General features: G+C 69.0%; 11 protein-coding genes. 2 read left to right on the top strand and 9 right to left on the bottom strand.

Features of this window, described 5'->3' with window-relative positions; all coding sequences use genetic code 11:
* Positions 1–2: 2 nt before the first annotated feature.
* From Pmi06nite_RS07395 to Pmi06nite_RS07355, 9 genes are all read right to left on the bottom strand, one after another.
* Positions 3–1,184: a DUF475 domain-containing protein gene (locus Pmi06nite_RS07395; RefSeq protein WP_203952130.1), complete on the bottom strand. Its 1,182-nt coding sequence runs from the start codon at positions 1,182–1,184 to the stop codon at positions 3–5.
* The gene (locus tag Pmi06nite_RS07390; protein ID WP_203952129.1) at positions 1,181–1,756 is read right to left on the bottom strand and encodes a TerD family protein; all 576 of its coding nucleotides are present in this window, start codon (positions 1,754–1,756) and stop codon (positions 1,181–1,183) included. The genes Pmi06nite_RS07395 and Pmi06nite_RS07390 overlap by 4 nt, the downstream gene beginning before the upstream one ends.
* 11 nt (positions 1,757–1,767) lie before the next feature.
* Entirely contained in the window at positions 1,768–3,060 is a 1,293-nt protein-coding gene (locus tag Pmi06nite_RS07385; protein WP_203952128.1) for a hypothetical protein, read from the bottom strand.
* 43 nt (positions 3,061–3,103) lie between these two features.
* On the bottom strand, positions 3,104–3,859 hold the full coding sequence (locus Pmi06nite_RS07380; protein WP_203952127.1) for a hypothetical protein: 756 nt from the start codon (positions 3,857–3,859) through the stop codon (positions 3,104–3,106).
* A 6-nt stretch (positions 3,860–3,865) separates the two neighbouring features.
* Positions 3,866–4,648, bottom strand: coding sequence for a hypothetical protein (locus Pmi06nite_RS07375; RefSeq protein WP_203952126.1), 783 nt, complete (start codon positions 4,646–4,648; stop codon positions 3,866–3,868).
* A 425-nt stretch (positions 4,649–5,073) separates the two neighbouring features.
* The gene (locus Pmi06nite_RS07370) at positions 5,074–7,131 is read right to left on the bottom strand and encodes a beta-galactosidase (protein WP_203952125.1); all 2,058 of its coding nucleotides are present in this window, start codon (positions 7,129–7,131) and stop codon (positions 5,074–5,076) included.
* A gap of 46 nt (positions 7,132–7,177) precedes the next feature.
* Positions 7,178–8,017, bottom strand: coding sequence for a carbohydrate ABC transporter permease (locus tag Pmi06nite_RS07365; protein WP_203952124.1), 840 nt, complete (start codon positions 8,015–8,017; stop codon positions 7,178–7,180).
* Positions 8,014–8,979, bottom strand: a complete 966-nt coding sequence (locus Pmi06nite_RS07360; RefSeq protein ID WP_203952123.1) for a carbohydrate ABC transporter permease — start codon at positions 8,977–8,979, stop codon at positions 8,014–8,016. Before Pmi06nite_RS07360 ends, Pmi06nite_RS07365 begins: the two co-directional genes overlap by 4 nt.
* Before the next feature lie 21 nt (positions 8,980–9,000).
* Positions 9,001–10,215 (bottom strand): ABC transporter substrate-binding protein, encoded by a 1,215-nt coding sequence (locus Pmi06nite_RS07355; RefSeq protein ID WP_203952122.1) that lies wholly within the window; start codon positions 10,213–10,215, stop codon positions 9,001–9,003.
* A 220-nt stretch (positions 10,216–10,435) separates the two neighbouring features.
* Between Pmi06nite_RS07355 and Pmi06nite_RS07350 the strand changes: the two genes are divergently transcribed.
* Together Pmi06nite_RS07350 and Pmi06nite_RS07345 are read left to right on the top strand one after the other, a co-directional pair.
* Entirely contained in the window at positions 10,436–11,623 is a 1,188-nt protein-coding gene (locus tag Pmi06nite_RS07350) for an ROK family protein (protein WP_203952121.1), read from the top strand.
* 320 nt (positions 11,624–11,943) lie between these two features.
* Positions 11,944–14,115, top strand: a complete 2,172-nt coding sequence (locus Pmi06nite_RS07345; protein WP_203952120.1) for a discoidin domain-containing protein — start codon at positions 11,944–11,946, stop codon at positions 14,113–14,115.
* Positions 14,116–14,166: the final 51 nt, after the last annotated feature.

The raw sequence follows: 14,166 nt of genomic DNA, 5'->3' as shown, positions 1-14,166 counted from the left end.
GGTCAGTTCCGGCCCGGAGTCCCGGTTTTGAGCGTGCCGACCGAGTCGGCGGAACTCGCGGGCGCGCCCGCGAGCACGGTCCCGTGGGCGTGGTCCCGGACGTCGCCGGCGGCACCGGCCACGCGCCTGTTGCGCAGGGTGGAGGAGAGCATCGCGGTGCCGATGAAGGCCAGGCCGATGAGTCCCGTCACGATCTCGGGCACGTCATGGCCGAGCCCGATCAGCATGATCGCGGCCAGCACGCCGATCGCCCAGTGGGCGCCGTGCTCGAGGTAGACGTACTCGTTCAGCGTTCCGCGCCGGACAAGGAAGATCGTGAGCGAGCGGATGTACATCGCCCCGATTCCGAGGCCGAGGGCGATGACCAGGAGGTCGTCGCTGATGGCGAAGGCTCCGACCACCCCGTCGAACGAGAACGACGCGTCGAGCACCTCGAGGTAGAGGAACAGGAAGAACCCGGCCCGGCCCACCGCGTCGCCCACCTTCCTGGCCGCCGACCCGCCCACCGACCCGCCCGCCCCCTCCCCGGGGGCGCCCACGCCGCCGTCGTCCTCATCGGCGCCGCCCGCTTCGAACAGCTTTCCCAGGCTGTTGACGAGCAGATACGTCACGATGCCGAGCACGCCGGCGCCCAGGACCCCGCCGGGTTCGCTCGCGGCGACGGACGTGGCGGAGAGCAGCACGGCCAGGGCGACCACGACCGACAACTGGTCGAGCTTGCCGATCTTCGCCAGCGGGCGCTCCAGCCAGGCGAGCCAGGCGAACTCGCGCTCCTCGAAGACGAAGTCCAGGAAGATCATGAGCAGGAACATGCCGCCGAAGGCCGCGATCAGCGGATGGGCCTCGTGCAGACGCCTGCCGTACTCGGCCGGGTCGTTCAGCGCCAGGCCGATCGCCTCACCCGGGCTCAAGTGCGCGGTGACGCCCACGATGAGCAGGGGGAACGCCAGACGCATGCCGAAGACGGCGATCACGATGCCGGCGGTGAGGAACATCCGCTGCCAGAAGCGGCTCATGCGCTCGATCACCCGGGCGTTCACGACCGCGTTGTCGAACGACAGCGAGATCTCCAGCACGGCGAGGATCGCCACCAGTGCGAGGGCGCCCGGGCCGCCCAGCGCGTGCGCCGCGACGAGCCCGAGCGCGGTGACCCCGAAGGACCAGCCGAAAGTGCGGATGATCACGAGGTCACGTCCACCCCGTAGCTGACGGCGATGCCGCGCAGGCCCGTGGTGCATCCCTCGCCGACGGCGCGGAAGCGCCATTCGGCGTAGTGGCGGTACAGCTCGCCGAAGATCACCGCGGTCTCCTTGGAGGCGTCCTCGCTGAGGTCGTAACGCACCAGTTCGGCGGAGGTCGCCTCGTCCACGACGCGGATGTAGGCGTCGCGGACCTGGCCGAACGTCTGACCGTGCCGGTCGCCCTCGTAGATCGACACGGTGAAGACGATCCGCACGCAGCGGGGAGGCACCTTTGCCAGGTCGACGCGGATGACCTCGCAGTCGCCGTCGCCCGACCCGGTCCTGTCGTCGCCGGTGTGCTCGACGGAGCCGTCCGGGCTGGTCAGCTTCCCGTAGAAGACGAAGTGCTCGTCGGAGAGCACCTGGCCGTGGGGGTCGACCATCAAGGCCGAGGCGTCCAGGTCGACGTCGCGGCCCGTCGTGTCCGCTGCCTCCCAGCCGAGGCCGATCAGGACCCTGGTCAGGTCGGTTCCGTGCAGGAGGGCGTCGCCGCCCTTGGAAAGGTTCACACCCATCGGGGGTCTCCTCAGGTGTCGGACTGGTTGTAGTCGTGCCGGCGGCGCTGGTGCCTGTCGAGGACGGAGGGGCCGTAGAGCGAGGCCTTGGGGTCGTCGATCCCGCCGATCAGCGCGTCCATGTAGATCGCCTCGAGGTGGTCGAAGCGGCCTTCGGTCCGTGCCATGTGCGTCTCGCGGTTCTGCCGGGTGGACGACAGGTACTGGCCGACCCTGGTCGCGTACTCGTCCGACTCCCGCTGGCGCGCCGCGGCGGTGTCCAGCGCCGTCGACGCGCGGCGCAGGGCGGCCCGCTGCTCCTTGAGGTCGTGGTCGTTGGGGTTGCCCATGCGGCGGCCCAGTTCGGTGGCGATCAACGCTGTGAAGATCAGGAGAGCGAAGACCAGGATGACCGTCGGGACCAGTCCCCAGCCCGCGATGAGCGTCGGTGCTTCGCGCACGACGCCCTCCGAGTCGACGTAGGTGACATCGCCGATCGTGAGCAGGCGGAGCGAGGCCACCGCCGCGATCGCGGCCAGCCAGATCACCGGGATGAGGAAGAGGATGACGGGCCGCCCGGCGAGGCCCCTGCGCCGCGGCCGCCCGTCATCCCGCTCGGTGTGGTGGCCGCTCGCGCCGCTGTCCGCTGCGTGCCTGCGCCACCCGCGGAACTCCTCCCATTCCCGGAACTTCCGGCCGTAGAAATGCGGTCCGAAGACGAACACGAAGATCGCGCCGATCGCGAACGCGTACGTCATGGCCGTGGTCTCGCCCCAGTTGAGGAAGGTCTGGTAGTAGATGGGGACCTCCACCGAGAGGAGCACGAGCAGCAGGAGCAGGGGCACACCCCACTGCCTGAGCACCTCGCGCCGGTCTCCGTCGAGCGCGATGGAGCTGGGCTTCCCGTCGCCGGGCCACTGCGAGGGCCCGATCTGCAGCTTCTCGACGCGGCGCCGCGCCCATTCGTGGGCTTCCCGCGCGCGGGTGTAGTCCTGGCCCACCGCCTCGGCGTGCTTGGCGTGGGCCGCCTGCGCGGCCCGTGCGGCGAGTTCCTCCTGCGCCAACTGCGCGGTGACGTCGTCGATGGCGAGCTGCCGCTGGGCGTCGAGCACGAGGAGGTGCGGCGGTTCGTAACCCTGTGTCTTCAAGGTGATCGAGTCGAAGCCGCTGCTGGTGGCGTCTTCCGCGCCCTTGGCGGCGGCGCCGGCCTTCAGGCTCTCCCAGTCGGGCTCGCGGATCGTGCCCGGACGCCAGTCCGGTGGAGGCGCGGGGGGATGGTCGTGGACGGGCTGCGGGGGGACGGCGTGCTGCTGCTTCGGGGCCATGGCTGTTCCGATCTGTCACGAGGTCACAGGTACGGCTGGGGGATCACTGGAGGATGTTCACGCTGGATTCGTCGACTCCTGACGCGACGAAGATCGCCTTCCAGAGGAGTTTCAGCTGGGGGACGCGGTCCGGCTTCCTTTCGGACAGCAGGTTGAACCCGTAGATGTCGACGCTGGCGTCGGTGAGCTCGGGGAGGAGGCTCTTGTCCTTCAGCTCCTTCACCTTGGCCGTGCGTGCGGCCGCGGAGCTGTAGTCGCCCGACGACAGGTCGAGGGCGCCGACGTTGCTCATCATGTCGCTGAAGACGACCACGCGGCGTTCCATGCCGTCCTCGGGGCGCGCCTCGAGCTGTGCGGCGATCACCCGGAGTCCGCCGAGGACGTCCGAGCCCCGTGCGTCGTCATCGTCGCAGGTCAGAAGCTCCTTCGCCTTGGCGACGGCCTCGGCGAGATGCGCCTTGCGTACCGTGTCGGCGATCTTCGGGTTGCCGTTGGGGTTCTCCTCCGGCCGGGGGTACAAGGGCACGGATGAGGTCTGGCACGGAGACCCTTCGGAGTTCCCGGTGATCGCGGCATAGGCGAGCCAGTCGCAGCCCTTCAGGAAGTCGCGCACGTGCTGGTTGAGGAAGTCCTCCGCCTGCGCGTACTGGCGGAAGCCGGTGATGTCGATGACGGCTCCGCAGGCCGCCTTCGTCGGTCCCGCGTGCGCCGCTGTGCAGGCCGTGGACGAGAGCGCGGTGACGAGGGCGACCGCGAGGAGAGCGACCGTGGGACGTGCCGAGAGGAACGGGGTGCGCATGGGTTCTCACCCGCCTTCGTGGGAGTCGCCACTCTCGATCGAGTGGGGGTGCTGGTCGCGGCGCCACAGGTTGAGCCACTGCTCCCAGGCCTGGCTCAGGCTGTCCCGGACGCCGATGGGAATGCCGATCTGGAGTTGGGTGGCGGGGTCCTGGAACCAGTCGTCGCGCAGAGTGAACTCCTGAGGCCGCCACCGCCGGGCGATCTCCTCGGCGTGCTGGTGGGTGTTCAGCAGTCCGTCCTTGTAACACGCGACCAGGGCGTTGGCCTCGTCCAGCGTCATGCGCGCCTTCTCCTGGAAGGACGACCAGCACTGCAGCCAGTTGTTGCTCGCCGTCGAGAGGGAGGTGACCCGGGTCTCGATCTCCGCGTTGTACTTGCGGAGCTTCTCCTCCATCCGCTCCTGGTCGGCCTCCTCGACGGTGAGGGGGCGCACCTCGCCCCAGGGCTCGGGCGAATCGCCGCCGGCCTTCCCCAGCGCGAGGATGCCGGGGTTCACGGCCCCGCTGACCGCCTGCAGTTCGTTGACCCGCGTGGTGAGGGCCACCGACGACGTCTGCGCCTCCTGCTCGATCCGGCCGAGGGCTTCAGCCCGCTTGATGAGCAGCCGGCCCTGCCGTGAGTTGAAGTACGCCGAGATCCGGAGGACGAAAGGCGGCTGGAAAGTGGGGTCGGTGATGAACACCTGGTAGAGGGCCTGGTTGCGACCATCCGCGGCGCCGGCCGCGCGTGCCGACTCGCAGGTGATGACCTCCTCCGCAGGCCCTCCAGGGTCGATGTCGTACGCCATGGGCCGCGATTCCTCTCCTTCACGCTTCCGGTTGGGGCGAACACGCTCAGGGTGCGGGAGCGGAGAAGGCGAGACACCCGATAAATACGGGTTTCAACGATGCGTCAGCGGGGGCTGGTCACGGCGGGCCGGGTCGTCGCCGCTCTCAGGTGGCGAGACGGAATACGTGCGACGTATTTCCGGCAATAAAGGGATAAATCGGGTCGGACATTCTCTAGGGTGGACGCCGGTTCATGCCGCCCGTTCACCAAGCCGGCACGGACGGCATGAACCGGAATTCAGGCGCGGCCGTGCCGGTGGACCTCCCCGGTGTTCGCGCCCTTGTCCCGGCACGGCGGATGCCCCCCGGACACGACGAAGGGCCCCCGGCGGTCGTGAGTCCTTGGTCGGCTCACAACACGCCCGGAGGCCCTGTCCGTGGTCGGTTACAGCAGGCGGAGAGTCCCGCCGACGCGCGCGAGGTCGGCGGGACGGTCCGCGTGCGACTCCGCGTCGTTCATCGCGATGCGGGCCGGCACGGCCGAGTCCAGGAATCCGTTGAGCCCCTTGACGACGAAGTCGTCCAGGGCGCCGCCGGCCAGCCGCACCACCGCGGCCCCGCCCTGGGCGGAGAGGAGTTCCACGACGCCGTGCGGGGTCTGCACCCGGACCGGCCCGTCGTTGTCGCTCTGCACGAGCACCGTGAGGTACTGAACGTCACGCGAGGGATGCGCCCGCAGGAACGCGTCCGCGTGACCCGACACCACCCGTGCCGCCGGGGCATCCTCCGGCGCGTCGCCCGGCACAGGACCCGAGCCGGTCCCGCCGGCGGAGCCGAGGGCGTCGGCGAGCACGGTGTACGGGCGCAGGTCCTCGTCGAGGCGCGGAGCCGGGCCGTCGAGCACCAGCCTGCCCCCGCTCGCGGCGTATCCCGCGAGCAGGTCCTGGACGTGGCGGTGAAGGAACGGCCCGCCGGGGACCGTCACCGACGCGTGCGCGGCCAGGCGTTCCGCCGTAACCGTCTCCAGGTCGAGGATGGCGTAGTCGAGGCCCGCCTCGCGCATGCGGTCGTGGAAGTCCCGCAGCGCACCGCCGCACCTCGGGATCCCGTCCTGCCCGGGTCCCGCCCAGGCGGCGATCCCGGCGTACGGCGAGTAGAGCCCGAAGGCCCCCCCGGTGACCGGGCCGCATTCCAGGAACTCCTCGCCGTGGAGGGCGAGGAAGTCCGCCAGGACGCGCACGACCGGCGCCTTCTCCGTCGCCGACCCGTCGGCCGCGATGGGGGCGCAGTCCGGGTACGGCGGGGTGTGCGCGGTGTCCAGGTCGGGCAGCCAGCCGGAGGTGCCGGCTCCCGTGTAGACGTTGAACCCGGTGGCTCCGGCGGCGAGGGCGAGCAGGGTCTGGTGGTAGCTCGTCGTCGCGTCGGAGTACGCCTGGTCGTAGAGGACGGAGAAGCCCCAGTTCTCCTCGAGATTGGGACCGGGCGCCCGCTTGGCGGCGATGACGTACCGCGCCTGGGAGTCGGGGTCCGTCGAGACGACGCCCATCCAATTGGTGAAGCCGTAGGCGACGTCCTGCCAGATCTCCGGCCGCACACGGGCGAGCCAGTCGTCCAGTTCCTCGACCGTCGGCGGGTTGAGGTTGACCACCGTCGGCACGGAGCAGCCGACCGCGTCGGCCCAGCGACGGTACACCTCGGCCGTGTAGTCGGCGTGGAAACGGCCCCAGTCCGCGTACGCCCGCATCCGCTCGGGGGTGTCCGCCCCGGTCCACGAACGCGGCGGCTCGATCTCGTCCCAGCCGCCCGAGGTCGTCGCGTGCACGCGATCGTACTCCTCGAGCGTGCCGTACCAGGCGCGGAGCCGGTCGCGGAAGAAGGCCAGGCCCGACGCGCTGTAGTCGTACGCCGACAGGGCGCGGGCGCCGTTGGTGTAGATGCCCTCGTTGGCGATCTGCATCAGGATGACCGGACCGTCCGGGTGGGTGGTGCCGTCGAGCACCAGCTTGCCCACCGCGGACAACCATTCGGTCACCTTCGCCGAGAACACCGGCCCGAACGGGGCGGGCAGCGGCCGACCGGCCCTGTTCGCGCCGTCGGACCACAACGAGGCCTCACCGGCCGCGTCGAGCAGCGGCTCGATCGACGGGTCCGACGACGGGCAGACCCAGTCGGGCAGCCCGCCGTAGGTGACCTCGGCGTGGATGAACGGCCCCGGCTTGGCGACGAGCTTCAGCCCGAGCCGGTGACACAACTCGATGAAACCCACCACATCACGGCTCGCGTGGGTCCGGCCGGTGAAGTCCGGCGCCGCGTCCGGCTCCGGCTGGTGGTGCCGCCATGGGATGTAGCTCGTGATCACCTCGATGCCCAGCTCGTCGCGCATCGCCCGGAGACGGTCGGCCCACACGGCGGGGTCGTCCCGGTAGTACGGATAATCGGCGGTGACGAGCACCTGGGGCCGCCCGTCGATGACGGTGACTCCGTCGCGGACCTCGATGGTCACGCTCACACTCCCATTCGTGATCTGGCGCTGAGGCCGTGGTCGGCGTTCAGCTCTTGAGCCCGCTGAACGCGATTCCCTGCAGGATGCGGCGCTGGAACACCAGCAGGACGGCGATCACCGGGACGACCGCCACAGCCGCGCCGGCCATGATGTAGTACGAGCGCCCGGCCTCCGCGGTGGCGAGTTGTTGCAGTGCCAGGGGCAGAGTGTATTTCTCCGGGTCGTTGAGCACGACGAGGGGCCACACGAGGTCGTTCCAGTGGAAGATGAAGCTCGTGATCGTGACGACGGACAACACCGGCTTGGACAGCGGCACGATGATCCGCCAGAAGATCTGAATCCGCCCGGCCCCGTCGATGCGCGCCGCCTCCTCCAGGTCACCCGGCAGCGACAGGAAGAACTGCCGCAACAGGAAGATGTCCAGCACCGAGGCGATGTTGGGCACGATCAGGCCCCACTGCGAGTCGAACAGCCCGAGTTCCTGGGTCACGAACACACGCGGCACCAGCAGGGTGATCGTCGGCACCATCATGCCGCCGAGCATCAGCACGAACAGCTTGTCGCGCCCCGGGAACGGGATGCGGGCGAACGCGTAGGCGGCGAGCGCGTCGATCAGCAGCTTGGCCGGGATCAGGATCAGGCAGACCCACACGCTGTTGAGGAACGCCGTGCCGAGACCTCTCAGGTCGAAGACGTACTCGTAGTTCTCCAACGTGGGGGACCACTCACCGGTCTTGCGGTCGAGCGGCAGGAGGCTCGGCACCTTCGTGTAGACGTCGTGGCCGTGCTTGAACGAGGTCGAGAGCATCCAGATGAACGGCACGACCGAGATCGCCGCGAGGAGGATCAGGGCGATGTATATGGGCGCCAGCCTGACGTTCCTCACGCCGCCTCCTGCTTGACGAATTTGAACTGCAGCGCCGTGATGATCATGATGAAGACGAGCAGGATGAACGACATCGCACAGGCCGCGCCCATCGCGTCGTAGCGGAACGCGAACAGGTACAGATGCAGGACGTAGGTCAGGCCCGCCTGCTCGGGGCCGCCCGTCACACTCTTGTTGGCGGCAGAGAAGATCACATACACCAGGCCGAACACCTGCAGTGCCGCGATCACCCCCGTCACCAGCAGGTAGAACGTGGTGGGCCTGAGCATCGGCATGACGACCTTGCGGAACCGCTGCACGGGCCCGGCTCCGTCGATGATGGCCGCCTCCCTGAGTGACAGGGGGATGCCCTTCAGCCCCGCGAGGTAGATGATCATCGAGATGCCGCACTGCCAGGCCGAGATGAACGCCAGCGCGGGGATCACCAGGTCGGGGTTGTTGAGCCAGTTCTGCGGGGGGACGCCGAACCACCCGAGGATGATGTTGATCAGCCCGTACTGCGGGTCGTACAGCCAGCGCCAGATGGCGCCCACCGCCGCCTCCGCGGTGACCACGGGCAGGAACAGCAACAGCCGGAAGAGGTTGGAACCCCTGCGGATCGCGTTGATGAGCAGCGCCTGGCCGAGCGCGGCCACCAGCGTGAGCGGCACGGCCACCACGGTGTAGAGCAGGGAGACCTGCACCGACTTCCAGAAGTGCGGGAATTTCACGTCGTCGAACAGCAGGTCGGTGTAATTGGCCAGGCCCACCCAGCTCGGGCTGGATCGGAGGTTCCAGTCCGTGAAGCTGTAGTAGAGGGCGGCGACGGCCGGATAGAGCAGGAAGGCGACGAAGTAGACCAATGCGGGGGCGATCAGCAGCCACCCGACTATGGAGTCGCGGCGCCCGAAGCCTGGGCGGGGTCGCCGCCCAGGCCGGTCAGACGTCGCGGCGGGCCTGTCGGCCGACACCGGATTTGTCACGGAGAATCCTCGCGCTCTCGGCTAGCTGTTCCAGCCGAGCAGGCTGCGGGTCTTGTCGGCGGCCTCGGTCAGCGCCTCCTGAGCGGTGGCCTTGCCGCTGAGCGCCTTCTCCAGGGCGGGGGCGATGATCTCGTCGTTGACCTGGATCCACTGCGGGACCGCGGGGCGGGCGTGCGCGACCTTGAGTTGCTCGAGGAACGCCGCCTGCTGGGGCTCGATGGTCGCGGCGGTCTGCTCCGCGGCCTTGATGTTGGTCGGGTAGCCGCCGAAGGCGTCGGCGAACTTCGCGTTGTTCGTGCCGTCGGTGATGTACTGCAGGAACTTCCACGCCAGGCCGGCGTTCTTGCTGGTGCTGAACACCACGCCGTTCTCGCCGCCGATGTTGCCGGCGGGCTCGGTCTTGTACGGCAGGGGCGCGACGTTGAAGTCGAGGTCGGGGAACTGGTCCTTGATGGTGGCGACGTCCCACGGCCCGGAGATCATCATCGCGGCCAGGCCGTTCGCGAAGGCGTTGTCGGAGTCGGTGATCTGCCGCGGCGACGAGGGGAGGAGGTCCACCCACATCTGCAGCGTGTCGACCGCGGGCTGCTGGTCGAACAGGACCTTCTTGTTCGCGTCGTCGGTCAGCGCGCCTCCCGCGCCGGCCACGAAGCCGGGCCACATCCACGCGCCGTAGCCGTCGCCCTTCGGCACCACGATGCCGGCGATCTTGGAGTCGGCCTGGTGGATCTGGTTGACCGTCGCCTTCAGCTCGTCCCAGGTCTTGGGCGGGGTGGGCACGAGCTTCTTGTTGTAGAACAGGCCGACCGTCGTCTGGTCGAGAGGGAGGCCGAACAGCTTGCCGTCGGAGAGGTTGGTGTCGAGCGCGCCCTTGTAGTAGGCGCTTTCGTCGATGGTCCCGTCGGGGACCGCCACGATCGTCTTGTCCAGCGCGAAGCGGGACACCAGCGGCTGGTCGAGGACGCCCGCGTCGGGCGCCGTGCCGCTCGCGATGGCGCTGCTCAGCTTGGTGTTGTAGTCGTCCTTGGCGATTTGGACGTATTTGACCTTTACGTTGTTCGCCTTCTCGAAGCCCTTGCGCAGGTCCTCGTATATCTGACCGGCCTGCGGCGTTCGCGGCTGGTACATCCAGAAGGTCAGCGTGGGGGAGTCACCCGCGTCGGAACCACCGCCGCATGCGGTGAGCCCGGCGATCAGAGCTATGGCGGCAGCGGCTCCTGCGACTCTTCGGCTCATCTCACTTCTCCTAATTGGGGGGTGATCAGAAGATAATGTAAGTGTAAAAAAAAGTCATGACCTCTCTTGGAAACGCTTCGGTAACGCGGGCGAGACGCGCTGTCACGCCTTTCTTTCTGCCGAATCCGGTTGAATTCGGGCGGGTCGCATGGCCCGCTGATGACTGGTTTCGGACCCTGAACTAACATGTCCCGGCAGATAGGGGAGGCAGGGGAACAGCATGACGAGGCCCGTGCGCAGGACCGTCCGCGATCTTCGGCGAGGCAACCGGGCGGTGCTGCTGCGAGCGCTGTACTTCGGTGGTCCGGCGAGCCGCAACGAACTGAGCGCCACCACCGGCCTGAGCGCCGCGACGGTCAGCAACATGACGGGTGACCTGCTGGGCGAGAACGTCATCGTCGAGGCCGGTCAGGTCGACTCCGACGGCGGCCGCCCCCGTGTCCTGCTGCGCGTCAACCCCGAGTTCGGCTTCGCCGTCGGGGTCGACGTGGGGGAGACCCACGTCCGCGTCGAGCTGTTCGACCTCGACATGAAGGAACGCGCGAAGGTCGAGTACGCCCTGCGTACGGCCAGGCACGAGGTCGAGCTCGTCGTACGGCACATCCTCGCCGGCATCGACGTCGTCCTCGCGGAGGGCGGCGTCACCACCCAGCAGGTGCTCGGGGTCGGGGTCGGCGTGCCCGGCATCGTGGAGAGCGGTCCCGACGGGCTCGTCCAGGCGAAGACCTTCGGCTGGGAGGGCGTGCCGCTGAAGGCGCTGCTGCGTCAGGGAACCTCGCTGCCGCTGTTCGTCGACAACGGGGCCAAGACGATGGGCCAGGCCGAGCTGTGGTTCGGGTCCGGCAGGGGCGCGGGCAACGCGGTGATCGTCTTCCTGGGGTCGGGCATCGGCGCCACGCTCGTCACCGACGGCACCACCTACCGGGGCGCCGCCAGCGCCGCGGGCGAGCTGGGTCACGTCAAGGTCACCATCGGCGGGCGGACCTGCCGGTGCGGCGGGCGCGGCTGCCTGGAGGCGTACGCCGGAGCCGAGGGCATCCTTGACCGCGCCGGGATCCGCGTCGACGCGGCCGACGAGGAGAAGGCCCTGACCGGCCTGCTGGAGCAGGGCTCACCCGTCGTGGACGAGACCATCGCGTACCTCGGCATCGGCCTGGCCAACATGATCCACCTGTTCGATCCCGAGCGGGTCGTCATCGGCGGCTGGGCCGGGCTCATACTCGGCCGGCACCGGCTCGACGACATCCGCGCGGTCGTGGCCGAGAACTGCCTCGTCCACCCGCTCCCGTCCGACGCCATCGTGCTCGGCAGCCTCGGCCCCGACGCCGTGGCGCTCGGGGCCGCGGCCCTCGTGGTGGAGGACTTCCTGCGCGACAGCGGCGCCGCGCGCACACCTGCGGTCGTCTGAGGCCGGCGGCGGTCACCCGCCGGGAGCGGGCCGCCGCTGCCCTGAGAGCGCGATCATCGCAGGCCCCGACCGGCCGCGGTCAAGTGCCCTGACGTCCCCGGGCGCCGTCCGGCCGGAGCCGTTCGGAGTGCGGGGTTCAGTGATCTTTCCTGGCCGTGCCTGCTTGCCGGCGCGTTTCGCGGATAAGTCGACCCTATTGCCGAAGGGTTAAATTAAGTATTGACAGCCTTGACCGCGCAAGTGCACGCTCAACCCGGTAGAGAGCGCTCTCCCCGCCCCGTCGCCGCTCATGCGACGGCCCCCCGCCCCGAGGAGAAGCAGTGCACCCATCCCGCAGGTCAGGCCGATTAGGCCTCCTCGCCACACTCGTCGCGGCCCTCGCCCTGGTCGCGTCCTATCTCACGATCGGTACCGCCGCCGCGGCGGACACGCTGCTGTCGCAGGGCAAGCCGGCGACCGCCTCGTCGACCGAGAACGGTGGCACGCCGGCGTCCGCCGCGGTCGACGGAAACACGGGCACCCGCCGGTCGAGCGCCTTCAGCGACCCGCAGTGGCTCCAGGTCGACCTGGGCGCCAGCGCCACCATCGGCAGCGTCGTGCTCAACTGGGAGACCGCGTCCGGCAAGGCATTCAAGATCCAGGTCTCGGCCGACGGGTCGGCCTGGACGGACGTCTACTCGACGACCACCGGCACGGGCGGCACGCAGACCCTGGCCGTGTCGGGCACCGGCCGCTACGTGCGGATGTACGGAACCGTCCGCAACACGGGTTACGGCTACTCCCTGTGGGAGTTCCAGGTCTACGGCACACTCGTCGGCGGGGGCGGCGGGGGGCCCATCCAGGGCGGCGGTTCGCTCGGCCCCAACGTGCTGGTCTTCGACCCGTCCCAGTCGGCGGCCACCATCCAGAGCCAGCTCAACAGCGTGTTCGCCACCCAGGAGTCCAACCAGTTCGGCTCCCAGCGGTACGCGCTGATGTTCAAGCCGGGCACCTACAACAACCTCAACGCCCAGATCGGCTTCTACACCTCGATCGCAGGCCTCGGCCAGTCGCCCGACGACGTCACGATCAACGGTGACGTCACCGTCGACGCGGGCTGGTTCGGCGGCAACGCCACCCAGAACTTCTGGCGTTCCGTCGAGAATCTGGCCATCGTCCCGTCGAACGGCACCGACCGGTGGGCGGTGTCGCAGGCCGCGCCGTTCCGGCGCGTTCACGTCCGTGGCGGGCTGAACCTGGCACCGGCGGGTTACGGCTGGGCCAGCGGCGGCTACATCGCCGACAGCAAGATCGACGGCACGGTCGGGCCGTACTCCCAGCAGCAGTGGTTCACCCGCAACAGCAACATCGGCGGATGGACCAACGCCGTGTGGAACATGGTGTTCTCAGGAGTGGTCGGCGCTCCCGCGCAGAGCTTCCCGAACCCGCCCTACACGACGCTGGCCCAGAGCCCGGTGACCCGGGAGAAGCCGTACCTGTACCTCGACGGGGGCGGCGCCTACCGGGTGTTCGTCCCGTCGCTGCGGCAGAACTCGAGCGGTGCCAGCTGGGCCAACGGGGCCACCCCCGGCACGTCCATCCCGCTCACCCAGTTCTTCGTCGCCAAGCCGTCCGACAGCGCGGCGACCATCAACGCGGCGCTCGCCCAGGGACTGAACCTGCTGTTCACCCCCGGCATCTACCACGTCAACCAGACGATCAACGTGACCAGGGCCGACACCGTGGTCCTCGGCCTCGGCTACGCCACGATCATTCCTGACAACGGCGTCGTCCCGATGAGCGTCGCCGACGTGGACGGCGTGAAGATCGCCGGTCTGCTCTTCGACGCCGGCACGGTCAACTCGCCGGTGCTGCTCCGCCTCGGGCAGGACGGATCGTCGGCCGCCCACGCCGCCAACCCCAGCTCCATCCAGGACGTCTTCTTCCGGATCGGCGGCGCGGGCCCCGGCAAGGCGACGACCAGTCTCGTGGTGAACAGCGGCAACGCGATCATCGACCACATCTGGGCGTGGCGCGCCGACCACGGCGCGGGCGTCGGCTGGACCACCAACCCCGCCGACACCGGCCTGATCGTCAACGGCAACAACGTCACGGCCTACGGCCTGTTCGTCGAGCACTACCAGAAATACGAGGTGATCTGGAACGGACAGGGCGGCCGGACGATCTTCTTCCAGAACGAGATGCCCTACGACCCGCCGAACGCGGGCTCCTGGATGAACGGGTCGACCGTCGGGTACGCGGCCTACAAGGTGGCCAACAACGTCACCACCCATGAGGCCTGGGGACTCGGCAGCTACTGCTACTTCAACGTCGATCCCTCGATCGTGGCCGCGCGCGGCTTCGAGGCGCCGACCGCCTCGGGCGTGAAGTTCCACGACCTGCTCACCGTGTCCCTGGGCGGCAACGGCACGATCGCCCACGTCATCAACAACACAGGAGGCCCGGCGCAGGGCACGGCGACGGTTCCCAGCTACCTGGTGAACTTCCCGTGATGAAGCCCCGCCGGTGACCGATCCGGTACGGCGGGCCCACTCGGCGGGCCC

Source organism: Planotetraspora mira (assembly GCF_016863275.1).
Classification (GTDB): Bacteria; Actinomycetota; Actinomycetes; order Streptosporangiales; family Streptosporangiaceae; genus Planotetraspora; species Planotetraspora mira.
The sequence above is the reverse complement of the archived record's forward strand: the minus strand, read 5'-3'. Positions and strand labels throughout refer to the sequence as shown.